This is a genomic window from Pseudonocardia sp. DR1-2, assembly GCF_023717215.1.
GTDB classification, from domain to species: Bacteria; Actinomycetota; Actinomycetes; order Mycobacteriales; family Pseudonocardiaceae; genus Pseudonocardia; species Pseudonocardia alni.
In genome coordinates, this window is sequence record NZ_JAMQOF010000004.1 from 656,125 (window position 1) to 680,093 (window position 23,969).

General features: G+C 74.6%; 23 protein-coding genes. 7 read left to right on the forward strand and 16 right to left on the reverse strand.

The window, feature by feature from the left end:
• Together recG and ND486_RS15430 are read right to left on the reverse strand one after the other, a co-directional pair.
• On the reverse strand, nt 1-2,181 hold the full coding sequence (recG, locus tag ND486_RS15425; RefSeq protein ID WP_251784868.1) for an ATP-dependent DNA helicase RecG: 2,181 nt from the start codon (nt 2,179-2,181) through the stop codon (nt 1-3).
• Complete coding sequence (locus tag ND486_RS15430) at nt 2,182-3,954, reverse strand: DAK2 domain-containing protein (protein WP_251784869.1); 1,773 nt, start codon at nt 3,952-3,954, stop codon at nt 2,182-2,184.
• A gap of 157 nt (nt 3,955-4,111) precedes the next feature.
• Here ND486_RS15430 and rpmB point away from each other — a divergent pair, with 157 nt between their 5' ends.
• The gene (gene rpmB, locus ND486_RS15435) at nt 4,112-4,303 is read left to right on the forward strand and encodes a 50S ribosomal protein L28 (protein ID WP_020627372.1); all 192 of its coding nucleotides are present in this window, start codon (nt 4,112-4,114) and stop codon (nt 4,301-4,303) included.
• A gap of 72 nt (nt 4,304-4,375) precedes the next feature.
• On the opposite strand, the gene ND486_RS15440 is transcribed toward rpmB, so the two are convergent.
• The 3 genes from ND486_RS15440 to ND486_RS15450 are packed head-to-tail and all read right to left on the reverse strand — an operon-like array spanning nt 4,376 to nt 6,193.
• Nucleotides 4,376-4,981, reverse strand: a complete 606-nt coding sequence (locus ND486_RS15440) for a DUF1707 domain-containing protein (protein ID WP_251784870.1) — start codon at nt 4,979-4,981, stop codon at nt 4,376-4,378.
• A 10-nt stretch (nt 4,982-4,991) separates the two neighbouring features.
• On the reverse strand, nt 4,992-5,672 hold the full coding sequence (locus tag ND486_RS15445) for a uracil-DNA glycosylase (protein ID WP_062400939.1): 681 nt from the start codon (nt 5,670-5,672) through the stop codon (nt 4,992-4,994).
• The gene (locus tag ND486_RS15450) at nt 5,669-6,193 is read right to left on the reverse strand and encodes a gamma carbonic anhydrase family protein (protein WP_251784871.1); all 525 of its coding nucleotides are present in this window, start codon (nt 6,191-6,193) and stop codon (nt 5,669-5,671) included. The genes ND486_RS15445 and ND486_RS15450 overlap by 4 nt, the downstream gene beginning before the upstream one ends.
• 189 nt (nt 6,194-6,382) lie before the next feature.
• Between ND486_RS15450 and mbhE (ND486_RS15455) the strand changes: the two genes are divergently transcribed.
• Genes mbhE (ND486_RS15455) through mnhG (ND486_RS15480) form a run of 6 tightly spaced genes read left to right on the forward strand, consistent with a single transcriptional unit; the run spans nt 6,383 to nt 11,987 of the window.
• The gene (gene mbhE, locus ND486_RS15455) at nt 6,383-9,121 is read left to right on the forward strand and encodes a hydrogen gas-evolving membrane-bound hydrogenase subunit E (protein WP_251784872.1); all 2,739 of its coding nucleotides are present in this window, start codon (nt 6,383-6,385) and stop codon (nt 9,119-9,121) included.
• A complete protein-coding gene (locus ND486_RS15460) occupies nt 9,118-9,426 on the forward strand; it encodes a sodium:proton antiporter (RefSeq protein WP_062400935.1) in 309 nt (102 codons plus the stop codon). Before mbhE (ND486_RS15455) ends, ND486_RS15460 begins: the two co-directional genes overlap by 4 nt.
• The gene (locus tag ND486_RS15465) at nt 9,423-10,952 is read left to right on the forward strand and encodes a monovalent cation/H+ antiporter subunit D family protein (RefSeq protein ID WP_251784873.1); all 1,530 of its coding nucleotides are present in this window, start codon (nt 9,423-9,425) and stop codon (nt 10,950-10,952) included. Before ND486_RS15460 ends, ND486_RS15465 begins: the two co-directional genes overlap by 4 nt.
• Nucleotides 10,862-11,353, forward strand: coding sequence for a Na+/H+ antiporter subunit E (locus ND486_RS15470; protein WP_208821089.1), 492 nt, complete (start codon nt 10,862-10,864; stop codon nt 11,351-11,353). The genes ND486_RS15465 and ND486_RS15470 overlap by 91 nt, the downstream gene beginning before the upstream one ends.
• Entirely contained in the window at nt 11,350-11,622 is a 273-nt protein-coding gene (locus ND486_RS15475) for a monovalent cation/H+ antiporter complex subunit F (protein ID WP_226355704.1), read from the forward strand. Before ND486_RS15470 ends, ND486_RS15475 begins: the two co-directional genes overlap by 4 nt.
• Complete coding sequence (gene mnhG / locus ND486_RS15480) at nt 11,619-11,987, forward strand: monovalent cation/H(+) antiporter subunit G (protein WP_251784874.1); 369 nt, start codon at nt 11,619-11,621, stop codon at nt 11,985-11,987. Before ND486_RS15475 ends, mnhG (ND486_RS15480) begins: the two co-directional genes overlap by 4 nt.
• Here mnhG (ND486_RS15480) and mnhG (ND486_RS15485) read toward each other — a convergent pair.
• The 11 genes from mnhG (ND486_RS15485) to ND486_RS15535 all read right to left on the reverse strand — a co-directional run bounded on the left by mnhG (ND486_RS15485) (nt 11,903) and on the right by ND486_RS15535 (nt 23,938).
• A complete protein-coding gene (mnhG, locus tag ND486_RS15485) occupies nt 11,903-12,373 on the reverse strand; it encodes a monovalent cation/H(+) antiporter subunit G (RefSeq protein ID WP_307799284.1) in 471 nt (156 codons plus the stop codon). The genes mnhG (ND486_RS15480) and mnhG (ND486_RS15485) overlap by 85 nt on opposite strands.
• Nucleotides 12,355-12,621 (reverse strand): monovalent cation/H+ antiporter complex subunit F, encoded by a 267-nt coding sequence (locus tag ND486_RS15490; protein WP_062400930.1) that lies wholly within the window; start codon nt 12,619-12,621, stop codon nt 12,355-12,357. The genes mnhG (ND486_RS15485) and ND486_RS15490 overlap by 19 nt, the downstream gene beginning before the upstream one ends.
• Nucleotides 12,618-13,400 carry a Na+/H+ antiporter subunit E gene (locus ND486_RS15495; protein WP_251784875.1) on the reverse strand — a complete coding sequence of 261 codons (783 nt, stop codon included), beginning with the start codon at nt 13,398-13,400 and terminating at the stop codon, nt 12,618-12,620. The genes ND486_RS15490 and ND486_RS15495 overlap by 4 nt, the downstream gene beginning before the upstream one ends.
• The gene (locus ND486_RS15500) at nt 13,397-15,028 is read right to left on the reverse strand and encodes a Na+/H+ antiporter subunit D (protein ID WP_251784916.1); all 1,632 of its coding nucleotides are present in this window, start codon (nt 15,026-15,028) and stop codon (nt 13,397-13,399) included. The genes ND486_RS15495 and ND486_RS15500 overlap by 4 nt, the downstream gene beginning before the upstream one ends.
• A 5-nt stretch (nt 15,029-15,033) precedes the next feature.
• Entirely contained in the window at nt 15,034-15,492 is a 459-nt protein-coding gene (locus ND486_RS15505) for a Na(+)/H(+) antiporter subunit C (protein ID WP_020622059.1), read from the reverse strand.
• Nucleotides 15,489-16,073, reverse strand: a complete 585-nt coding sequence (locus ND486_RS15510; protein ID WP_208821083.1) for an MnhB domain-containing protein — start codon at nt 16,071-16,073, stop codon at nt 15,489-15,491. The genes ND486_RS15505 and ND486_RS15510 overlap by 4 nt, the downstream gene beginning before the upstream one ends.
• A complete protein-coding gene (gene mbhE, locus ND486_RS15515) occupies nt 16,070-18,442 on the reverse strand; it encodes a hydrogen gas-evolving membrane-bound hydrogenase subunit E (RefSeq protein ID WP_251784876.1) in 2,373 nt (790 codons plus the stop codon). Before mbhE (ND486_RS15515) ends, ND486_RS15510 begins: the two co-directional genes overlap by 4 nt.
• 173 nt (nt 18,443-18,615) lie before the next feature.
• Complete coding sequence (locus ND486_RS15520; RefSeq protein ID WP_062404342.1) at nt 18,616-19,050, reverse strand: GNAT family N-acetyltransferase; 435 nt, start codon at nt 19,048-19,050, stop codon at nt 18,616-18,618.
• A 61-nt stretch (nt 19,051-19,111) separates the two neighbouring features.
• Complete coding sequence (locus ND486_RS15525; RefSeq protein ID WP_251784877.1) at nt 19,112-20,332, reverse strand: cytochrome P450; 1,221 nt, start codon at nt 20,330-20,332, stop codon at nt 19,112-19,114.
• 193 nt (nt 20,333-20,525) lie between these two features.
• Nucleotides 20,526-21,707 (reverse strand): MFS transporter, encoded by a 1,182-nt coding sequence (locus tag ND486_RS15530; protein WP_251784878.1) that lies wholly within the window; start codon nt 21,705-21,707, stop codon nt 20,526-20,528.
• An 80-nt stretch (nt 21,708-21,787) separates the two neighbouring features.
• On the reverse strand, nt 21,788-23,938 hold the full coding sequence (locus ND486_RS15535) for a malate synthase G (RefSeq protein WP_251784879.1): 2,151 nt from the start codon (nt 23,936-23,938) through the stop codon (nt 21,788-21,790).
• Between the last annotated feature and the right edge of the window lie 31 nt (nt 23,939-23,969).

Consider the following 23,969-nt stretch of genomic DNA (forward strand, 5'->3'; position numbering starts at 1 on the left):
TCAGGACTTGTCCAGGTAGGCGGCCCGCTCCTCGTCGCCGAGGGTCTCCCCCACCAGGTCCCGCAGCCGCGGGTGGCCGGCCAGGCCCGGGTCCTCCGCGACCAGGTGCCGGGCGTACACCTGGGCCTTCTCGATGACCTCGCCGTGGCGCAGCAGCGACAGCAGCTTGAGCCCCGAGCGGGAGCCGGACTGGCTCGACCCGAGCACGTCGCCCTCACGGCGCAGCTCCAGGTCGAGGCGGGCCAGCTCGAAGCCGTCGGTGGTCCCGGCGATCGCGTCGAGCCGTTCGCGGGCGGCGGTCGCGGCGGGCATGTCGGTGACCAGCAGGCACAGGCCGGGTGCGCTGCCCCGGCCGACCCGGCCGCGCAGCTGGTGCAGCTGGGACAGGCCGAAGCGGTCCGCGTCGAGCAGCACGATCCCGGTCGCGTTCGGCACGTCGACGCCGACCTCGATCACCGTGGTCGCGACGAGCACGTCGAGCTCGGCGCGTTCGAAGGCCCGCATCACGGTGTCCTTCTCCTCCGGCGGGAGCTTGCCGTGCAGGATCCCGACCCGCAGCCCGGCCAGCTTCTCCTCGATCAGCGGGGCGATGTCGAGCACCGCGAGCGGGGCGCGCCGCTCCTCGCCGCCGTCGTCGTCCGGCGGGGGTTCCTCGGCGTCCTCCTTCTCGGCACCCTCCTTCTCGGCACCACCGACCCGGGGGCACACGACGTAGCACTGGTGGCCCGCCTCGACCTCCTCGCGGATCCGCTGCCACACCCGCTCGATCCACGACGGGTGCTCGGCCAGCGGCACGACCGTCGTCGCGACCGGGGAGCGGCCCTTCGGCAACCCCTTCAGCTCGGACACCGCCAGGTCGCCGTAGACGGTCATGGCCACGGTGCGCGGGATCGGCGTCGCCGTCATGACCAGCATGTGCGGGGCCGCGCTCCCGCGGGCGCGCAGCGCGTCGCGCTGCTCCACCCCGAACCGGTGCTGCTCGTCGACCACGACCAGCCCCAGCTCGGCGAAGCCGACGGTGTCCTGGATCAGCGCGTGGGTCCCGACGACGATCCCCGCCGCCCCGGACTGCGCGTCGAGCAGCGCCTGCCGCTTGGCCTTCGCCCCCATCGACCCGGTCAGCAGCGTCACCGCGGTCGCGTCCTCCCCGGCGCCGAGCTCGCCGCCGCGGCCGAGCGCGCCGAGCATCGCGCGCAGCGAGCGGGCGTGCTGGGCGGCGAGGACCTCGGTGGGGGCCAGCATCGCGGCCTGGGTGCCCGCGTCGACGGCCTGCAGCATCGCCCGCAGCGCGACGATCGTCTTGCCCGCGCCGACGTCGCCCTGCACGAGGCGGTTCATCGGGTACTCGCGGGCGAGGTCCGCGGCGATCTGCTCGCCGACCTCCTGCTGGCCCTCGGTCAGCGGGAACGGCAGGTCCGCGTCGAACGCGGCGAGCAGGCCGTCGTCGCGGCGCGGGCACACCGGGGCCGGCCGCGCGACGGCGGCCTCCCGCCGGAGCGCGAGCGCCAGCTGCACACCGAGCGCCTCGTCCCACACCAGGCGGTGCCGGGCGGCGAACAGGTCGGCCTCGGTCTCCGGCACGTGGATGCGCCGCAGCGCCCGCCCCAGCTCGGGCAGCTTCTCCCGCTCGCGCAGCGACTCGGGCAGCGGGTCGGTCGGGTCGTCGATCTGCTCCAGGACCTGGCGCACCGAGCGTGCGATGGCCTGCGAGGTCACCTTCGCGTTCGCCGGGTAGACCGACAGGAACGGGCGCAGCGAGTCGCTCTCCTCGATCTCCTCGAACTGCGGGTGGGTCAGCTGCAGCCGGTTGTTGAACACCCCGACCTTGCCGGAGAACACGCCGACGACGCCCTGCTTGATGAAGCCCTGCAGCTTCCAGCCGTTGAAGAAGGTGGCGTCGAGCTCGCCGCCCTTCTCGTCCCGGATGACGGCCTTGAGCATCTTCCCGCGCCGGTTGCGCATCTCCCGCAGCTCGGCACGCGCCACCGCCGCGACGACGGTGACGTGCTCGCCCGCGACCAGCCCGGCGATCTCGGTGAGCCGGCCGCGGTCGACGTAGCGCCGCGGGTAGTGCCGCAGCAGGTCCCCGACGGTCTCCAGCCCGAGCGGGGCCAGCGCGTCGGCGGCCTTGCGCCCGAGCGGCCCGTCGAGCCTGCTGTCGAGGTCGAACCCGTCGTCCATCTACTCCACTCCCAGCACCAGCGGGTAGTCGCCCTGCTCCCCCCGGTGCACCACGACGTCGACCTCCGGGTGGGTGCGGCGCAGGTCCTCGGCGAACCGCTCCCCGAGCTCGTCGGGGGCGGCCGCGCCGAGCAGCACGGTCACCAGCTCCCCACCCGGAGTGAGCATGCGGTGAGCCAACCACAGGGCACCGACAGCGAGATCCGGGGCGATCAGCACGACCTCGCCGTCGGAGATCCCGAGGATCTCCCCCGGGCGGCAGGGACCGGCCCAGGTGAGCGCCTCGGCCTCGGCGACGGCCAGCCCACCGGTCCGGGTGGCGGCCGCGGCCTCGGCCATCGCGACGACGTCGTCCGGGGCACGGCGGGCCGGGTCGTGCACCGCGAGCGCGGCCAGGCCCTGCAGCACCGAGCTCGCCGGGATCACCACCACGTCGATGCCCTCGAACCGCACCCGCTCGGCCGCGGTCTCGGTGACCGTGCGCCGGTGCGTGGCACACGGCAGCACCACGACGTGCTCGGCGCCGGTCGCGCGGATCGCGGCCAGGACCTCGTCGACGGTCGGGTCCGGGTCGGCGACCAGCACGTTCCCGCCCGCGGCCCGGGCCAGCGCCCCGGCCCCGCTGCTCTCGATCATCAGCAGGACCGCGCGGTCCCGGGTCGGCGGCGCCGGCGGCAGCGCCTCGATCCGGATCCCCGACGGGCGCCCGACCGCCAGCCCCGCCTCGACCGCGGGCCCGGCCTCGGTGGTGTGCACGTGCACCATCACCCCGCCACCGCCGTCCCCGGCGAGGCCGACCGAGTCCCCGAGCCCGGCGAGCCGGGCACGCAGCGTCTCCAGCGCGGCCGGGTCGGGACCGGGCAGCCAGTAGGTGACCTCGTAGACCGGCTGGGGCACCCACGGCACGAGCTCGCCGTCGGCGGTGACCGCCGAGGCCGGGCCGGGCGTCCCCACCTGCGACGACGGCGGCGGCCCCGGATCACCGCCCGCCGCGGCGACCAGCGCGTCCAGCACGACGACCAGGCCCAGCCCGCCCGCGTCGACGACCCCGGCCCGCACCAGCTCCGGCGGCCGCCCGGTGGCCCGGGCCAGTGCGGCCCGGGCCGCGTCCGCGGCCACCCGGGCGGCCTCGGCGAGCGCACCGGTCGTGTCGAGGCCCGCGCCGTCGAGGTCGGCGCGGCCGGACGGGTCGGTGCCGCCGGACGGGTCGGGCAGGTCGGCGACCCGGGTGAGCTCCGCACCGGCGGAGGACGGCCCGGTGGCCGCCCCGGCCGCCACCCGCGCCGCCACGGCCGCGGCGGCGGCGTCGAGCACGGTGAGCGCGGTCCCCGGGCGCGGCGCGGACACCGCGACGGCCGCCAGCGCCGCTGCCCGCCGCAGCGCCCCGGCGAGCAGCTCACCGGCCGGGGTGTTCGGCCGTCGTGCGGCCGCGGCCTCCAGCTCCTCGGCCAGTCCACGGAACAGCTGGGACAGGATCAGGCCGGAGTTCCCGCGGGCCCCGCGCACCGCGGCCGCGGCCAGGGCCGCCGCGGCGCGCACCGGCCGGACGTCCTCGGCGGCGGGGTCCGCGGCGGGGGCGTCGGCGGCCGGGGAGTCCCCGTCCAGCGGGGCCGAGGCCGCCGCACGGGCGGTCAGCAGGAGGTTCGACCCGGTGTCGTGGTCGGCGACCGGGAAGACGTTGATGCGGTCGATCTCGGCCCGGCCTGCGGTGAGCCGCTCAGCGGCGGCGTCGATCCAGCGGCGCAGCAGCGCGGGGTCGAACGGCGAGGCCACGGGCCCCACACTAGGTGCGCGGAGGCCTCCGGTGCCGCGGGACGGCCCCGCGCGCCGGTCACGACACGGGCGTGGCTAGAATTGAAGGCCGAGCCTCGGCACGTCCGTGCCGAGAATCTGTTCGTGAATCTGTTCGTCAACCCGAGGAGTGTCCGACGTGGCTGCCGTCTGCGACGTCTGTGGCAAGGGTCCGGGCTTCGGCATGTCCGTCTCGCACTCGCACCGCCGCACCCACCGCCGCTGGAACCCCAACATCCAGACGGTGCGCGCCGCGATCAACGGCGGCAACCGCCGTCGGATCAACGCCTGCACCTCCTGCCTGAAGGCGGGCAAGGTGACCCGCGTCTGAGTGCGCGAGACCCGAACCACGATCGAGGCCCGGTCCCCTGGGGACCGGGCCTTCGTCGTTCCCGGGGCCGGATCAGCCGACCACGGACCGCCACCAGCCGCGGCGTGCCCCGCGCACGGTGACCGACCCCATGCCGACCTTGCCGTGCACCACGAGGTGCGGCCCGGCCGCCCCGGGCGTCGCGGGCACCCGGGTCTTCACCTCGCCCCAGGACGCCTTCGTGCCGTCGACGTCGGCGGTGCCGCCCTCGGGCAGGACCAGCACGACCTCGCCCATCCCGAGTGCGACCTCGATGTCGATCCGCGGCGGCAGCGACCGCACCTCGGAGAGGTCGAGGTGGATGGTCCCCATGGACGACGACAGGTGCAGCGCCGCCGGCACCTGCCAGTCCCCGGTGCGCTTGATCGTCCCCGCCGCGGTCGTCAGCCGCACCCGCTCCGACGGCGCGGGCGGACGCGCGGGGACGGGCGCGAGCGCGGTGACCGACGGCGGCAGCCCGCCCGGCAGGTCCGCCAGCGGCGGCTGCAGGTCCCGGGCGACGCGCGCGGCGTAGACCGCGTCGAGCCGTTCCTCCAGCTCGCTCAACGTGATGCGGCCCTCGCCGACCGCGTCGTGCAGCCGGCGGGCCGCCGCCTCGCGGTCGGCGTCCGATATGCGCATGTCCCCCGGGTCGTCCACCCGGTCCAGCCTAGGGCAGCTTCCAGTCGACGGGTTCCCCGCCGATCTCCTCCAGCAGGTCGTTGGCCCGGCTGAAGGGCCGCGACCCGAAGAAGCCGCGGTCGGCCGACATCGGCGACGGGTGGGCCGACTCGATCGTCGGCACGTCCTCCAGCAGCGGGGCGAGGTTGCGGGCGTCGCGGCCCCAGAGGATCGCGACCATCGGCTCGGCGTCGCGGGCCACCAGGGCGCGGATCGCCTGCTCGGTGACCTCCTCCCAGCCCTTGTTGCGGTGCGAGGCCGGCTCCCCGGGGGCGACGGTCAGGCACCGGTTGAGCAGCAGCACGCCCTGCTCGGTCCACGGGGTCAGGTCGCCCGAGGTGGGCGCCGGGTGCCCGAGGTCCTCGGCGTACTCGCGGAAGATGTTCTGCAGCGAGCGCGGCAGCGGGCGGGTCTCGGGGGCGACGGAGAACGACAGCCCGACCGCGTGGCCCGGGGTGGGGTACGGGTCCTGTCCGACGAGCAGCACCCGGACCTCGTCGAAGGGCTGCTGGAACGCGCGCAGCACGTTCGCCCCGGCGGGCAGGTAGCGGCGGCCCGCGGCGATCTCGGCGCGCAGGAACTCGCCCATCGCGGTGATCGTCTCGGCGACCGGTTCCAGTGCCTGGGCCCACCCGGCCTCGACGACCTCGTTCAGCGGCTTGGCCATCAGCCCTCCAGCCGGCGCAGCTGCGACGCGAAGCGGCGGCCCCGGTCGACGTAGGACTCCACGGAGTGCCGCCAGCGGTCGGCGGGCACCTCGTAGCCGTCGCGGACGCGGGCGGGCACGCCCAGCGCCATCCGGTACGCGGGCACGTCGGCCTTCGGCGACACCACCGCGCCGGCGGCGACGATCGCGCCCTCGCCGATCGTCGAGCCGTTCAGCACCACCGAGCCCGAGGAGATGAGCGCCCGGTCGCCGATGGTGGCCGCCTCGATGTGCACGTTGTGCCCGACGGTCACCTCGTCCCCGATGATCGTCGGCTGCTCCAGGGTGGTGTGGATGATCGACCCGTCCTGGATGCTGCTGCGGGCACCGACCTCGATCCGGCCGTCGTCGCCGCGCAGCACCGCGGTGGGCCAGACGGTGGACTCCGGGCCCAGCGTCACGTTGCCGATCACGACGGCGTCCGGATGGACGTAGGCGGTCGGGTGGATGTCCGGTTCGGCGTCACCGAGCGCGTACAGAGGCACACCGCGAGGGTACGAAGCGCCCGCGGGCCGCCACGCCGGGGGCCCACCCCACCCGCGGAGACGTGCGCGGCGCAACCGACCGGGGTGACCGGAGACGTCGGTGTGGAAACCCCGTCGAACGGGTAGAAGCTCCCGAGTCATGATCAGGGTGCCCGGCACCCCCGGCCCCCTGGACGGAGGCGCTGCCCGGTGATCCCCCTGGTCACCCTGGGCGGGGCGGTCGCGCTGGCGCTGCTCGCCCCGGTGCTCGCCCGGCTGCTCGGCCGCAACGCGGGCTATCCGCTGGCCGCGGGTCTCGCCGCACTGGCCGTGTACGCGAACACCGCCGCCGGTGACGTCGTCCGCGGGGAGGTCCTCACCGCGGGCGTGTCCTGGATGCCGTCGCTGGGCATCTCCTTCGGTCTGCGGATGGACGGCCTGTCGCTGCTGTTCGTGACGATCGTGCTGGGCGTCGGCGCGCTGGTGATGGCCTACTGCCCGCGCTACCTGGAGTCGTACTACCCGATCGGCACCGTCTACGGACTGCTCACCGGGTTCGCCGCCGCCATGATCGGGCTGGTCACCGCGAACGACCTGGTGCTGCTCTACGTGTTCTGGGAGCTCACCACCGTCCTGTCGTTCCTGCTCGTCAACACCGCCGGGCCGGCGGCGGCGCTGCCCGCGGGCCGCGCACTCGTCGTGACGGCGATGGGTGGGTTCGCCCTGCTCGGCGCGGTGGTGATGATCGGCGTCGCGGCCGGGGGCACCAGCCTCGACGTGGTCCTCGCCGACCCGGGCGCGGTGCTCGCCAGCCCCCTGGCCCTGCCCGCGGGGGCGCTGCTGATCCTGGCCGCGGCGACGAAGTCCGCGCAGCTGCCGTTCACGTTCTGGCTGCCCGGCGCGATGGTCGCGATGACCCCGATCAGCGCCTACCTGCACGCCGCGACGATGGTGAAGGCCGGCATCTACCTGCTGATGCGGTTCACCCCGGTCTACGTGCCGTCGGTGGCCTGGTCGGCGGTGCTCGTCCCGCTCGGGCTGGCGACGGCCGTCGTCGGCGCGGTGCTGGCGCTGCGCGAGCACGACCTGAAGGCGGTGCTCGCGCACTCCACGGTGAGCCAGCTGGGCCTGCTCACCGCCGCGATCGGCGTCGGCACGTCCTACGCGCTGTCCGCGGCGGTGCTGCACACCTTCGCCCACGCCCTGTTCAAGGCGACCCTGTTCATGCTGGTCGGGATCATCGACAAGGAGGCGGGCAGCCGCGACGTGCGCGAGCTCGGCGGCCTGCGGAAGGTCATGCCGGTCACCGCGGCGCTGACCGGGGTCGCCGCGCTGTCGATGGCGGGGGTGCCGCCGCTGCTCGGGTTCGTGTCCAAGGAGAACCTCTACGAGGGCTTCCTCGAGGCCGACTTCGCGCCCGGCGCCGGGCCGGTGGCCGCCGCCGTCGCGGTCGTGGCGTCGGCGCTGACCTTCGCCTACTCCGCCCGGATCGTGCACGGTGCGTTCGGCGGCAGGCTCAGCCAGCCCGGCCTGTACGAGCCGTCGTGGGCGTTCCTCGCCCCGGCCGCCGTCGCCGCCCTGCTCGGGCTGGTCCTGGGCCCCGCGGTCCGGGTGCTGAACCCACTGACCGACCGGGCCGCCCGCGACCTGGACCCGGGCTCGGAGCCGGTCACGTTCGTGCTCTGGCCCGGCTTCGGCACCGCACTGGTGCTGTCGGTGCTCACCGTCGCCGGCGGCTACGCGCTGTTCCACTGGCGCGATCGGGTGGACCGGGCGCTGGAGCGCCTCCCGGTCCCCGACGGCGCCGCGGTCTTCGACCGGATCCGGGCCGGGGTGCTCGCCCTCGGCGCCCGGGTGGGGCGCCCCGACACCGACCCCTCCCCCGCCGCCGTCCTGGCCCGCCCGGTGCTGGCGCTGCCGGTGCTCGCCGTCGCCGCCGGGGTGGCCCTGCCCGCGCTGCCGCCGTTCCCCGCGCCGGTCACACGGCCACTGGACTGGGTGGTCGTCGTGCTCGTGCTGGCCACGGTCGCCGGGGCCGTGACGACCCGCTCGGCCACCGCGGCGCTGGCGCTGACCGGCTTCGGCGGGCTGGCGACGGCGCTGTGGCTGCTGCTCGCCGGCGCCCCGGACGTCGCGATGACGCTGCTGCTGGTCGAGGTGCTGACCACCGTCGTCGCGGTGCTCGTGCTGCGCGGGCGCGGGGTCCGGCTGCACCGCCCGGCGCGGTGGCGGCGCGCCCCGGCCGCGGTGGCCGCGCTGGCCGCGGGCCTGTCGCTGGGGGCGGCCACCTACGTGCTGACCGGGCGCCGCGAGCCGTCGCCGGTCGGCGGGTACCTGCTGGACACCGCGGAGGCCGCCACCGGCGGGACGAACGTGGTCAACACGATCCTCGTCGACTTCCGCGGCATGGACACCTTCGGCGAGGCCGTCGTGGTCGGGGCGGCGGCACTGGGGCTCCTGGTGCTGATCCGGCGCGGTGAGGCCGGCGCGGAGGGCAGCACCCGCCGACGGGTCGCCACCGACGGCCCCGCCGACACGATCGTCATGCGGGTCGCCAGCCGTGTGCTGGCCCCGCTGATGCTCGTGATGTCGCTGTTCCTGCTCTGGCGCGGCCACGACGAGCCCGGCGGCGGGTTCATCTCGTCGCTGGTCGGGGGCGTCGCGATCGTCTTCCTGCGCCTCGCCCACCGCGGCGACGCGTGGGCGCTGCGCCTGCGGCCCGAACCGCTGGTCGGGTCCGGGCTCCTGCTGAGCCTGCTCACCGGGATCGCGGTGTACCCGCTGGGGCTGCCGTTCCTGACGCCGGTGTACCTGCCCGGCGGGGTGCTGTTGTCGTCGTTCGTGTTCGACCTGGGGATCTACCTGATGGTGGTGGGGCTGATCGTGGCCGCGACCGACCGGATCGGCGGGCGCGCCCGCACCGGCTCCCTGCTGGGGAGCTCCCGGTGACGGCCGCGGTCGTCGTCGCCGTGCTCGTCGCGGGCGGGGTGTACCTGGTCCTGCAGCGCGAGCTGCTGCGCACGGTGCTCGGGTTCGTGCTGCTCGGGCACGGCGTGAACGTCCTGATCATCTCCGCGGGCGGGATGGCGACCCGCGAGCCCGCGCTGCTGGGGCAGCAGGACCGGGCGCAGATGGCCGACCCGCTGCCGCAGGCGTTCGTGCTCACCGCGATCGTGATCGCCTTCGCGATCACGGTCTACCTGCTGGCCCTGCTCAAGGCCGGCGACGAGGACGAGGGCGGGGACCCCCGGTGACCGGCCTCGAGGCGCTCGTCGTCGCGCCGATCCTGGTTCCGCTCGCCGCGGCGGGCCTGCTGGTCCTGCTCACCGCGCGCCCGCCGGGCGGGGGCGGGCCGTTCCTGCTGCCGATGACGGCGCGGCGGATCGTCGCGTTCACCGCGCTCGCCGCGTCGACGGCGGTGTCCGCGGTCCTGCTCGCCGCCACCGCGGACGGCGCGGTGATCGTGCAGCGGCTCGGGAACTGGCCGGCCGGCATCGCGATCCCGCTGGCCGCCGACGCGTTCGGCACGATCATGCTGACCGTCACCGGGGTGCTGGGGATCGCCTGCCTGGCCTTCGCCGCGGTCACCGGGTCCGACACCGACCGTGCGTTCCTGCCGCAGTCGCTGCTGCTGCTCGCCGGGGTGCACGGCGCCTACCTCACCGCGGACCTGTTCAGCCTGTTCGTGTTCGTCGAGGTCATGCTCGTCCCCAGCTACGTGCTCATCGCGACCGGCCGGGGCCCGGAGCGGATCGCGGCGTCGCGGCTGTACCTGACGGTGAACCTGCTGGCCTCGACGGTGTTCCTCGCCGGGCTCGGCCTGGTCTACGGCGTCGCCGGGACGGTGCAGCTCGGCGACCTCGCCGGGCGCGCCGTGACCGACCCGGCGCTGGCCGCGGCGACCGCGGTGATCCTGCTGGCGCTGTCGGTGAAGGCCGCGCTGGTGCCGCTGCACAACTGGCTGCCGCGGGCCTACACCGCCGCCCCGGCCGCGGTCACCGTGCTGTTCTCCGGGCTGCTGACCAAGGTCGGCGTGTACGCGCTGTTCCGGATCTACGCGACCGTCTACGACGGCGACCCGCGCTTCCTGCCGGTCGTGCTGGTGGCCGCGCTGCTGACGATGGTCGTCGGGGTGCTCGGCGCGGTCGGCGCCGGGGGGATGCGCCAGATCCTGACCTTCCACATGGTCAGCCAGATCGGTTACATCGTGCTCGGCATGGCGATCTGGACCCCGGCCGGGCTGGCCGCGGCGATCTACTTCCTGGTGCAGTACGTGCTGGTCAAGGCGGCACTGCTGATGGTCGCCGGTGCGGTCGAGCGGTACGTCGGCACCGACACGCTGTCCCGGCTCGGCGGGCTCGCCGCCCGCAACCCGGCGACCGCGGTCGCGTTCGCGGTGTCGGCGCTGAGCCTGGCCGGCATCCCGCCGCTGTCCGGGTTCGTCGCGAAGCTCGCCCTGGTGCTCGGCGCGGTCGACGCGGGCATGGTCACCGCCGCGCTCGTCGCGGTCGGGGTCAGCGTGTTCACCCTGCTGTCGATGCTCAAGATCTGGAACGGCGCGTTCTGGGGCGGCGACGCCCCCGAGCCGGACCCCGGGGGCGGTGCGGGCACCGTGGTCGCACTGCGGGTCCCGGTCCGCGCGGTGGCCCCGGCGCTGGCGCTGGGGGCGCTGTCGCTGCTGCTCGGGCTGTGGGCGGAGCCGCTGCTGGCGCTCTCGTCGGTCGCCGGGCAGGGTCTCGCCGACACCGCCGCCTACGTCGGGGCGGTGGGGGCGCCGTGACGACCCGCCGACGCGCACCCGGCCGGGGCGGGCGCCCGCGCGCCGCGGTGGGGTTCCTGCTGTGGTTCACCGGCGAGTTCTTCCGCGCCAACGCCGTCGTGCTCCGCGAGGTCCTCACCCCCGGGCACGGCATCGACCCGGCGGTGGTCCGGGTCCGGCTGCGGTCGCGGAGCATGATCGAGATCGCGTCGATCATGAGCCTGCTCAGCCTGACCCCCGGCACCCTCGCCCTGAACCTGACCACCGGCTCGCGCAGCCCGGAGCTGCTCGTGCACGGCATGCACGCCTCGGACCCCGAGCAGCTGCGGGCGAGCGTGCACGAGATGGAGGACCGGTTGCTGGCGTTCCTGCGCCGCCCCGCCCCGGGCGTGGTCGACCGCGATCCGGAGGAGACCCCGTGAGCACCCTGTTGCTGGACGCCGGGATCGTCGTCCTGGCGCTCGGCCTGCTCGTCGCGGTCGGGCGGGTCCTGGCCGGGCCCACCGACGCCGACCGCGGGCTGGCCGTCGACTACGGCTTCGTGGTCGTCGTCGGGCTGATCGCGTTGCTGGCGCTGCGGCTGGGATCCACCGCGATGCTGGACCTCGTCGTCGTCGCGACGCTGGTCGGGTTCCTGACCACGGTCGCCGTGGCCCGGCTGATCTGGGCGGAGAAGGGGGCGAAGCGGTGAGCGTGCTCGTCGGCGGGCCGGTGCAGAACGCGATCGGCGGGATCGTGCTCGGCGCCGGGGTGCTCCTGGTCGCCGCGGGCGCGGTCGGCATGGTGCGCCTGCCCGACGTCTACAACCGCACGAACGCCGTCACCAAGGCCGCCGGGCTCGGGATCGTCGCGATCCTCGTCGGGGTCGCGATCCTGGTGCCCGAGCCCGGGGTGCTGCTGACCCTCGGCGTCGCCGTGGCGCTGCAGCTGTTCACGATCCCGATCGCGAGCTTCGCGATCGGGCACGCCGCCTACCGCTCCGGTGCCCCGTCGACCCCGTCGACGCTGCGCGAGGACGACCCCGGCTCCGCGGGCTCCCGCGGCGACGACGGCTGAACCGTCCGCACCTCCCGGGCACGCGCGTCGGCGTCGATGTCCTCCCCCAGGTCGTCGACGACGAGTGCGTCCCGGTCGATCGCGCCGCTGCGGTAGGCCGAGCGACCGACCACCTGCGAGATGACCGGCGCCGTCAGCACCTGGAACAGCACGACCAGGATCAGCGTCGAGGAGTTCTCGAACTCCAGGTTCACCGCGACGCCCAGCAGGATCAGCAGCAGCCCCAGGGTCTGCGGCTTGGTGGTGGCCTGCAGCCGGGCGGGCAGGTCCGGCAGCCGGACCAGCCCGAGCGCGCCGAGCAGGCAGGACAGCCCGCCGGCGAGCATCAGCGCGGCGGAGACCACGTCGAGCACGTCGTGCACGCCCATCAGCGGTGCCGCTCCCATCGTTCGACCAGGCGGGCCGCCGTCGCCGAGCCGACCAGCGCGATCAGCGCGACCGCGGCCAGCAGCGGGATGTTCGACCCGTCGGAGTAGATCGCCGCGTACACCGCGGCCGCGGCCACGATGAGCACGACGAACACGTCCAGGGCCGCGATGCGGTCCAGCGTGGTGGGGCCCTTCAGGAGCCGCCACATCGTCAGCGCCGCCGCGGCGGTCAGCATGATCAGTACCAGCGTGTGGACGACGGTCACCGGTCGTTCCTCCCCGCGTCCTCGGCGGTGACCGCGGCGACGGCGGCGGCGCACCGGTCCCGGTCCTCCTGGCTGCCGACGGCGTCGATGACCCGCATCTGCAGCCGCATCATGTCCCGGCGGAGCCGCTCGACGGCGCCGGGCCGGTGCAGGCCGAGTGCGTAGACGTACCAGCGGTGCCGGGCCCGGTCGATCTGCAGCGTGAAGCTGCCCGGGGACAGCGCGCAGGCCGCGACGATCGTCGTCGCGGTGCGGTCCGAGCCGGTGCACAGCGGCAGCCCGACGATCCCGGACCGGGCGCGCGGCCCGTGCCGCAGCGTCACCATGCTGACCCGGATCCCGGAGACGACCAGGTCCGATGCCAGGAACGCCAGCAGCCGCAGCAGCTTCCACGGGCGGAACGGGAGCCGCTCGGGCAGCAGCGGCAGCGGGAAGACCGCCGTCACCGCGGCGCCGACGAGCAGCCCGCCGACGATCGCGGCCGGGGACACGCTCCCCCACAGCAGCACCCAGACCAGCGCCAGAGCCAGCACCTGCGGGATCCGCCGGCGCACGCTCCCGCCGCGGGCGGAGCCGCCCATCGGCTCGGCGACGGTGTCCGGGACCGGCGGGGGCACCCGGGCGGGGGTGCGGTCGGCCTCGGGTGTCTCGCCCGCCTCGGCCGCGCCCATCTCGCGGTCGCGGACGGCCTCGGGGGAGCTCTCGGCGTCGTCGAGCTCGCGCGGGTCCGGTCCGTCGGCCGTGCCCGCGCCACCGCGGCTCGGGGTCTGCTCGCTCACGGGGTCACCTCCGGGGTGTCGCCGGCCGCGGTCCGCACGGTCGTGTTCCCGTCGACGCCGCCGGCCGGCCCGCCGGCGCTGATGGTCCCATCGCTGCCGGGGTCCGCGCCCGGCCCGAGGACGGCGTCGGTGTAACCGGTCCGGTCGTGCAGGTCCACCCCGGCCCGGGCGGTCACCCCGGACAGCGGGCCGGCGAACAGCGCGATCGCAACGCTGACCACGACCAGCGCGGACGCGCCGACGTACATGCCGCGGGCGCTGCGCGCGGTCCCGACGACGAGCTCGTCGTTCGGGTCGTCGTCGGCGAGGGGTTCCTTGGGGGCGCCCCAGAACACCCGCACCCAGACCCGGGCGACGGCGTAGAGGGTCAGCAGGCTCGCCAGCACGACGACGGCGGCGACCAGCTCCCCGGCGAGGCCCGCGCCCGCGCCGGCCTGCAGCAGCGCGAGCTTCGCGACGAACCCCGAGGTGGGTGGCAGTCCGGCGAGGGTGATCGCGGGGATCGCGAACAGCACGGCCAGGTGCGGCGCCCGCTGGGCCAGCCCACCCATCTGGGAGATCGACACCGTCCCGGTCCGCCGGGTGATGAGCCCGCTGACCAGGAACAACGTCGCCTGGACCGTGATGTGGTGGACGACGTAGAGCCCCGTCCCGGCGATGCCGTCGGGGGTGTGCAGGGCGAGCCCGAACACCATGAACCCGATGTGGCTGACCAGCAGGAACGACAGCAGCCGGTTGAGGTCGTCCTGGGCGACGGCGCCGAGCGCCCCGACGACCATCGTGATCGCGGCGATCACCAGCAGCAGCGTCGACGGGCTGTCCTGCGGGAACACCAGCGTCTGGGTGCGCAGCAGCGCGTAGATGCCGACCTTGGTGAGCAGCCCCGCGAACAGCGCGGTGACCGGGGCGGGCGCGTTCGGGTAGCTGTCGGGCAGCCAGAAGTGCAGCGGCACGATCGCCGCCTTGATGCCGAACACCACGATCAGCACCAGGGCCAGGACCGCGCGCAGGCCCTCCGGCAGCGCACCCATCCGCCCGGCGAGGTCGGCCAGGTTGACCGTGCCGGTGGCGGCGTAGACGAGCCCCACCGCGGTGAGGAACAGCAGCGACGAGGTCAGCGACACGATCACGTAGGTCATGCCGGACCGGATCCGCGACGCCGACGTCCGCCGGGTGATGAGCACGTAGCTCGACGCCAGCATGATCTCGAACGCGACGAACAGGGTGAACAGGTCGCCGGTCAGGTAGGCCAGCGACACCCCCGTCGACAGCAGCAGGAAGATCGGGTGGAAGGTGGTGCTGGCGGTCTCCCGGCCGTAGTCGGAGATCCGCTGGTCGATCGCGTAGACGAGCACCGCGAGCGTCACCACCGACGAGATGAGCAGCAGCAGCGCCGACATCCGGTCGGCGACCAGCACGATGCCCATCGGGGCGGGCCAGCCGCCGAGCTCGGCGACGACCGGCCCGTAGGTGTCCGCGGCGACCAGCAGCACCACGCCGACGACGCACACCAGCGTCAGGGTCACCACGCCGATGACCCGCTGGGCCGAGGCGCGACGGCTGACGACGACGCTGCTCGCGGCGCCCAGCATGGGCAGCAGCACCGGCAGCGTGACCAGGGCCTGCAGCGGGGTCACTTGCGGCCCTCCTCGAGCTCGTGGGAGTCGGCGGTGTCCTCGGGCTCGGCGTCGGTCTCGTCCGCGGTGCCCTCCTCCATCGCGCCCTTGGGCTTCTGCCGGTCGGCGATGCGGCGGTCCTCCACGTCGTCCTGCACCTCGTCGTGCCCGACGAGCACCCAGGAGCGGTAGCCCAGGGCCAGCAGCAGCGTGGTCAGGGCGAAGGTGATGACGATGGCGGTCAGCGCCAGCGCCTGCGGGAGCGGGTCGGCGATCTGCTCGGGCAGCACCGCGTCGAGGATCGGGGCGCGGCCGGGCGGACCGCCGGAGACCTGCAGCAGCAGGTTCGCGCCGTGCCCGAGCACCACGATGCCGATCAGGATGCGCATCAGCGAACGCTGCATCAGCAGGTAGAACCCGACCGAGTACAGCACCGCGAGCACGATCGCCATGCTCAGGTTGATCGTGGTGTTCATCCGCGGCCACCTCCGCCCGGGACGTCCTCGCCGGCCTCGCGGGCGTCGCGGGCGATGCCGGAGCCGAGCGAGCGCAGCAGGTCGAGCACCACGCCGATGATCAGCAGGTAGACGCCGACGTCGAGCAGCAGGCTGCTCACGATGTCGAGGTAGCCGAACGGGCCGAAGGTGATCGTCCACTTGACCGAGGCGAGCACCGGGTCGCCCCAGGCGACCGGGGCCAGCGCGGTGAGCACCGCGACGATCAGCCCGCTGCCGACCAGCACGGGCGGGCGGATCCGGAACCGGGAACCCAGGTTGTCGTCGCCGCCCGCGATGTGGCGCAGCACGAACGCGAGCCCGGCGACCAGGCCGCCGGAGAACCCGCCGCCGGGGCCGTAGTGACCCTCCAGCAGCAGGAACACCGAGAACACCAGCACCACGGGGAACAGCAGCCGGGCCGCGGCCTCCAGCACGAGGGTCCGCTCGCGGACGTCCGGGCAGGCGCCGGGGAGCATCCACCGTCCGCTGGGCTGGTCCATCCGGGCCCAGCTCTCGGCGTCCCCCGGCGGGGGTGCGGGCTTCTCCTGCGAGGCCGTCATCCGAGCACCTCCTGCTCGTGCTTCGGCGATCCCGAGCCGCTGCGCACGACCGTGCCGCCCTTCCTCTTGTCGTAACGGGTCGCGAGCACCAGGCTCGCGGTGCCGGCGGCACAGATCAGCAGCACGGTGATCTCACCGACCGTGTCGAGCGCGCGGAAGTCCACCAGGATCGCGCTGATCAGGTTGGTCGCGCCGGCCTCCGGCGCGCCGGCGATGAACGGCCCGGTGGTGGCGGGCGGCAGCGTGCGGGCCCCGGAGAGCACCACGGCCATCCCCGCGACGAGCAGGCCGCCGACCGCGGCGACCGCTGCCTTGGGGGCGCGGACGCGGCGCTCGCTGTCCGGCTCGTCGAAGTGGGCGGGCAGGCGTCGCAGCACGAAGACGAACGCCACCAGGGTGAGCGTCTCGACCAGGAACTGGGCGAGCGCCAGGTCGGGGGCACCGTCGATGACGAACAGGCCGCCGATGCCGTATCCGACCGCGCCGACCAGCAGCACCGCGGTGAACCGGCGGTGCGCCAGGCACAGCGCGATCGCCGCGACGATCACCATCAGCCCGACCGGGACCTGCATGATCGAGTGGTAGGGCGCCTGGTCGGTCGGGAACGTGCCGGTCACGGCGAGGACCGGGCCGGGCAGCGCGATCAGTGTCGCGAGGATGCAGCCGAGGTAGACCGGCAGCGAGCCGATCTGCAGCCGGCCGGTGACCGTGATCGCCGAGCGCTCCAGCCCGGTCACGACGGCCTCGTACCCGCGCTGGGCGGACACGTGCGGCACCGAGAGGTGCCCGGTCAGGGTCTGTCCGTAGCGGTGCAGGAGGAGCCCGCCGGCCAGCGCGACGCCGGTGAACAGCAGCGGCAGCCCGGGGGTGTGCCACAGGGCCAGCTCGTAGCGGGCGGCGTAGGCGTCGCCGAGCGGGGGCAGCGACGCGGCGTAGGAGGCGGCGAGCTGCTGGACCAGCGGCGCGGCGAACCCGGCCGCGATCCCGGTCAGCGCGCACAGCCACGCCGGGCCGGACAGGCCGAGCGGGACCGGGTCGCCGCCGGTGGGGTGCAGCCCCTTGGTGGAGAACGCGCCCCACAGGAACCGTGCGGTGTAGGCGACGGTCAGCAGCGAGCCCGCGACCAGCCCGATCGCCGCGATCCAGCCGCGGACGCCGCCCTCGAGCACGAACGCCTCGAACGCGGCCTCCTTGCCGACGAAGCCGAGCATCGGCGGGAGGCCCGCCATCGACAGGCCGGCGAGCGTGGCGATCACGGCGAGCCCCCGCCGGCGGCGCCCGAGACCGCACAGCTCCCGCAGGTCACGGGTGCCGCAGGCCTTGTCGATCGCCCCGACCACCATGAACAGCGGCGCCTTGAACAGCCCGTGCGCCAGCAGCATCGCGATGCCGGCGAGCCCGGCCACCCGCGAGCCGGACCCGAACAGCACCATGAGGAACCCGAGCTGGGAGACGGTGCCGAAGGCCAGCAGCCGCTTGAGGTCGGTCTGGCGCATCGCACGCCAGCCGCCCAGCACCATCGTCGCGAGGCCGAGCACCATGACCGGCGCCCACCACACGGGGTGCACCGAGAACGCGGGCCCGAGCCGCGCGACGAGCACGACCCCGGCCTTCACCATCGACGCCGCGTGCAGGTACGCCGAGATCGGCGTCGGGGCGGCCATCGCGTACGGGAGCCAGGGGTGGAACGGCAGCTGCGCGGACTTGGTCAGCGCGCCCAGCAGGATCAGCACCAGCGACACCGACAGCGCGACCGGGCTGTCCGGGGCGAGCGTGCCGGAGGTCGCGGCCGCGGTGATCTCCGGGATCGAGTACGTGCCGGCCAGCTGGCCCAGCAGCACGATCCCGAGCAGCATCGCCAGCCCGCCGAACACGGTCACGACGAGCGCCTGGACCGCGGCGCGGCGGTTCTCCCGGTACTGGCCGCCCTGCCCGACGAGCAGGAACGACGTCAGCGACGTCAGCTCCCAGAACACGTAGAGGGTCAGCAGGTCGTCGGCCAGCACCAGGCCGAGCATCATCCCGGCGAAGGCGACCAGCAGCGCCGCGGAGCGGGCCGCGTCGGTGGAGCGCGGTCCGAAGTACCAGGCCGCGTAGATCATGATCAGCGCTCCGACGCCGGAGACGAGCACGATCATCGCGATCGCGAGCGCGTCCATCCGCAGGCTCAGCGTCAGCCCCAGCTCGGGCGCCCACTCGACGCGGTCGGTCACCCCGCCGGAGAGTGCGGTCGAGGCCTGCGTCATCGCCCACACGAGGGTGGCGGCGAGCAGGGCGGCGCCGGCGCCGAACGCCAGCCGCCGGTGGTACCGGGCGAGCGCGGGCAGGCACAGCGCCAGGACGAGATGGGCGGCCACGACGGCGAGCACCGACACCTCCTGGAGTCACGGGGTCGTTCGGACCAGCGGTTCCGCTCACGTCACGGCCGGACCCGGGGAGCGCCGGAAGAGGCCGCCGCACGATCACCGGAAGGGACGCGGCGACGACGCCGAGGTCATCCTATCGGCGCAACCGGACGTTTCGCCCGTGACCGTACCGAGTCTCACGCCGCGAGCGGTTTGGCGAAGCACCGGGAGCGGGGGTCGTTCCGGTACGCACCGAAGTTGCTGGTCCGACGGTATCCGCTGGTCTCGTACAGCGCGATCGCAGCGGGCTGGCCGTCACCCGTCTCGAGGATCATGCGACGACGCCCGGCGGCGGCGGCCGCACGCTCCAGCGCGACGAGCACCGCCCGGGCGTGTCCCCGGCCGCGGGCGGCGGGCTCGACGTACATCCGCTTCAGCTCCGCGTCGCCGTCACGGCGCGCCGGGTCGGCCGGATCGGCGTCGACGGCGCGCCACGCCCCGGTCGCGACGGGGACGCCGTCGTCGTAGCCGACCAGGAACAACCCGGACGGGGTCCGGAAGTCGGCCGGGTCGACGGGGGTGGCGTCGCCGTCGCCGTAGACCTCGCCGTAGAACGCCTGCAGCCGCCGCATCAGTGGCGTCACGTCCGGATGGTCGAGCCCCGCCACGCGCAGTTCGAGTTCCCCCACGTCCTCATGATCGGTCCCAGGTGACCGGCAGCGCACGCAGCCCTCCGGTGAGCACGTCCGAGCGCAGCTCCAGCTCGGTGCGCGGCACGGCGAGGCGCAGCGACGGGAACCGGGCGGGCAGCGCCCGGAACACCTCGGTCAGCTCGACCCGGGCCAGGCTCGCGCCCACGCAGAAGTACGGCCCGTGCCCGAACGCGAGGTGCGAGGACTTCCTCTCCGCGTCGAACTCGGTCGCCCCGGCGAAGTGCCGCGGGTCCCGGTTCGCCGCGCCCGGGGCGAGCAGGATCGCGTCGCCCGCCGGGATGTGCACCCCGGCGATGTCGACGTCGGCGTGCGCGTAGCGCGGGATGCCGCCGTTGCCCCCGCTGGGCACCGCCAGCCGCAGGACCTCCTCGACCGCCCCCGGGGCGCGCTCCGGGTCCGCGGCGAGCGCCGCCCACTCCCCCGGGCGGTCCAGCAGCAGGACGGTGCCGGTGTCGATCCGGCCGACCGTCGTCTCGTGCCCGGCGAACAGCAGTCCGGCACCGAGCGCGGCGAGCCGGTCGCGCTGCTCCGGCGCCGAGCCGAGCGCGGCGAAGTCCGACAGCACGTCCTCCCCCGGCTCGTCGTCCTTGCGGTCGACGAGGCCGCGGACGTAGGCGAACAGCGCCTGCGCGGCGGCCTCGGCGCGGGGCCGGTCGTGGAGCAGCCCCAGCTCACCGGACCAGCGCCGGAACTCCTCGCGGTCGTCGTAGGGGACGCCGAGCAGCTCGCAGATGACCAGCACCGGAAGCGGGAAGGAGAACAGCTCGTGCAGGTCGGCGCCGGGACCGGCGGCCTCGACGACGTCGAGCTGCCGGGCCACCAGCTCCGCGACGTGCCCGGAGAGCCTGCGCATCCGGCGCGCGGAGAACGCGGGCGCGAGCAGCTTGCGCATCAGGGTGTGGTTCGCGCGCTCGGTGTCCGGCGAGTCGCCGCTCGGCCCGCCGAAGATCATCGAGTCGGAGATGCGCGCGGCCCGCTCCGGCTCGGGGTGGCTGCGGCCGAGCCGGTCGTCGGCGAACAGGGCGCGGGCCTCGTCGTAGCCGGTGACCAGCCACGCGACATCGCCGGCCGGGGTCCGGACCGGGGTGATCGGGGACCGCTCCCGCAGCCGGTCGAACAGCGGCGGCAGCTCGAGGACGTCGTGGCGCGGGAACGGGAGGCGCGGCAGGTCCGTGGTGTCCGGACCGGTGGTGGTGGTCACCCGCCCGACGGTACGAGCGCCGGCCGGTGGCCGCCTCCGTCCCGGGGTGGACATCGGGTGGACCCCCGGCTCGGACGGCGGGGGGGGGGGGATCCGCACCGCGCGCGGTGATCCGCGGCGCGCGCGGACCCGGACGCGCGCGCGGAGCGGATCAGCGCGCGGACCGCGACCACACCGGGGCCGTGGCCACGGGTCAGGGCACCGCGGTCCGCTCCCGTGGGGACCGGCGCACCCGGTGCGCCCCCGCCCAGACCAGGCCCAGGCAGACCGCCTGCACCCCGGCGACGACGAGCAGCAGGACCGGGTATCCCGCGGCCCCGGTCAGGGCGGACAGCAGCATCGGCAGCAGGAAACCGGCGTAGGTCAGCGAGTAGAACACCGCGGTGAGCCCGGCCAGGTGCTCCGGCGCGGCGATGCGCTGGACCTCCTGCAGTCCTGACAGCAGCACGAAGCCGTAGCCGGCGCCGAGCAACGCGGCGGCACCGAACGCGACCGGGACGGAGCGGCCGGCGGCACCCGCCGCGGCCACCACCGTCCCGACGACGACGAGCGCGAGCCCGATCCGGGTGGCGGCGAGCGGCGAGCGGGCGTCGATCGTCCGGGCCGCGGACTGGGCGAGGAAGCCGCAGCCCAGGGTGACGGCGGTGAGCAGCGTCGCGACGAGCAGCCCGTAGCCGCCGACGACGTCGCCGAGCGCGGTCGGCTGCACCGCGAACGACAGCGCGGCGGCGCCGAACACCCACGGCGCGGCGGGCAGCACCAGCCACCGGAAACGGGGGTGCGCGGCGGCGGGCACCCGCAGGTCGCGCAGCCAGGACCGGGAGCGGCCCGGCACGACCGTCTCCGGGGCCGCCACGAGCCACCAGGTGACGGGGACCATGAGCGCGATGTGGACCAGGTAGGGCAGCTCCATCGGCAGCGGTGCGAACTGCGCGAGCAGCCCGCCGACCAACGGTCCGAGGCCGAAGCCCGCGGTGAGCGCGAGCGCCGCCCGCCGGGCGCCCTCCCCCTCCCCGGACAGCTCCTTGACCCACGTCGTGGCCACCGCCATCGCGACGCCGATGCACAGGCCGAACAGCAGCCTGCCGGCGTAGAGCAGGATCTCGGAGAACGCACCGAGCGCGATGACGGCACTGGCCGGGATCGACGCGGCCGTGGCGGGCAGCAGCACCCGGCGGCGGCCCCAGCGGTCCGACGCGGGCCCGCCGACGAGCAGGCCCGGGGCGAGACCGAGCACGTAGACACCGAAGAACGCGGCGACCACGGTCGGCGAGTAGTGCCCCTGCTCGCGGTACATGACCATCAGCGGGCTGAACTGGTTGGCGCCGTAGCCGACGCCGAACAGCACGGCGGCCGGCCGCGTCCACGGCTTCACGATCGGTCTCCTCCTCGGAACGCGACGACGCCCCCGGGAACCGGTCCCGGGGGCGTCGTCGTCGACGGTGGTGGTGCGGCCTAGGCCGCGGCCTTGGCCCGCTGACGCCAGCGGGTCAGCGTCCGCTCGGTGTAGCCGTTGGGCTCGGTCGCCCCGCTGAACACCAGCTCCAGCGCGGCCTGGAACGACTCGCTGGACTCCAGGTCCTTCGCCATCGCGGGGTAGCCGTGCTCGCCGGCGTTCTGCTCGTCGACGACGGCGGCCATCCGGGCGAAGGTGTCCCGCACGGTCTGCTCGTCGACCACGCCGTGGGCGAGCCAGTTCGCGACCAGCTGGGCGGAGATCCGCAGGGTGGCGCGGTCCTCCATCAGCCCGACGCCCTCCAGGTCCGGGACGGTGGAGCAGCCGATGCCCATGCCGACCCAGCGCACCACGTAGCCGAGGATCGACTGGACGTTGGTCTCCAGCTCGTGGGTCACGTCCTGCGCCGACAGCGACGACGCGTCGGTCACCGGGACCTCGAGCAGGTTGCGACGGTCCGCGGTGGTGCGGGAGGCGATCTCGTCCTGCACCGCGTGCACGTCGACGCGCAGGTAGTGCAGCGCGTGCAGGGTGGCCGCGGTGGGCGAGGGCACCCACGCGCAGTTCGCACCGGCCTTCGGGTGGCCGATCTTCTGCTCGATCATCTCGGCCATGGCGGCGGGCTTGGCCCACATGCCCTTGCCGACCTGCGCGGTGTGGGCGAACCCGGCCGCGAGCGCGACGTCGACGTTGCGGTCCTCGTAGGTCTTCAGCCAGGTGGTGGACTTCATGTCGCCCTTGCGCAGCACCGGGCCCGCGGCGAAGCAGGTGTGGATCTCGTCGCCGGTGCGGTCCAGGAAGCCGGTGTTGACGAAGATGACCCGGTTCGCGGCCTCGGCGATGCAGGCGGAGAGGTTGACCGTGGTCCGCTTCTCCTCGTCCATGATGCCGATCTTGAGCGTGTTCGCCTGCAGCCCGAGGGCCTCCTCGACGGCGCCGAACAGCTCGACGGTGAGCGCGACCTCCTCGGGCCCGTGCTGCTTGGGCTTGACGATGTAGACGCTGCCCGCGCGGGAGTTGGTGTGCGGGCCCTTCCCCTGCAGGTCGTAGAGCCCGGCGACGGCCGAGACGAGCGCGTCGAGCACGCCCTCGGCGACCTCGGCGCCGTCGGCGGTGCGCACCGCGTTCGTCGTCATGTGGTGGCCGCAGTTGCGGACCAGCATCAGCGAGCGCCCGGGCAGGGTGAGGTCGGAGCCGTCGGCCGCGGTGTACTCGCGGTCCGGGTTGACGCGGCGGGTGACGGTCCTCCCGCCCTTGCGGAACTCGGCGGTCAGGTCGCCGCGCAGCAGCCCGAGCCAGGTGCGGTAGGCCAGCGCCTTGTCCTCGCCGTCCACGGTCGCGACGGAGTCCTCGAGGTCGACGATCGTGGTGACCGCGGACTCGAGCACGACGTCGGCGACGTCGGCGTGGTGCTGGGTGCCGACCCGGGTGGTCGGGTCGATCGTGATCTCCAGGTGCAGCCCGTTGCGGGTCAGCAGGACCGCGCCGCGGCCGTCGCCGTCGACCGGGCGGAACCCGGCGAACTGCGCGGGGTCGGCCAGCCCGACCGTGCCGGTCGCGCCGGTGTCGACGACGAGCCCGTCGGTCGAGGCCCGGTAGGCGGTGGCGTCGGCGTGGCTGCCCTTCGCGAGCGGGAACAGCTCGTCGAGCAGCTCGTCGGCGGCGGTGATCACCTGCGCGCCGCGGCGCTCGTCGTAGCCCTGTGCGAGCTCGCCGTCCTGCGGGAGCGCGTCGGTGCCGTAGAAGGCGTCGAACAGCGAGCCCCAGCGGGCGTTGGCGGCGTTGAGCGCGTAGCGCGGGACGGTCGAGGGCACGACCAGCTGCGGGCCGGGGACCTCGGCGATCTCCGGGTCGACCCGGTCGACGCCGATGGTCGGGGACTTCTCCGGAAGCAGGTAGCCGAGGTCGGTGAGGAACGTCTCGTACTCCTCGACCGACCCGGCCCCGTGCTCGCGGTGCCACTCGTCGATGCGCGACTGGATCTCGTCGCGACGGGCCAGTGCGTCGGCGATCCTCGGGGCGAAGCGCTCCTGGAGCCCGGCCAGGGTCGCCCAGAAGTCGTCCGCCGTGAGGTCGACGTCGGACAGGAGCTCGCCCTCGACGAAGGACCTCAGGTGCTGGTCGATCTGCAGGCCGGCGGTGTCGGCCATCTGTGACCACCCTCTCCGTGTGGATGTCAGA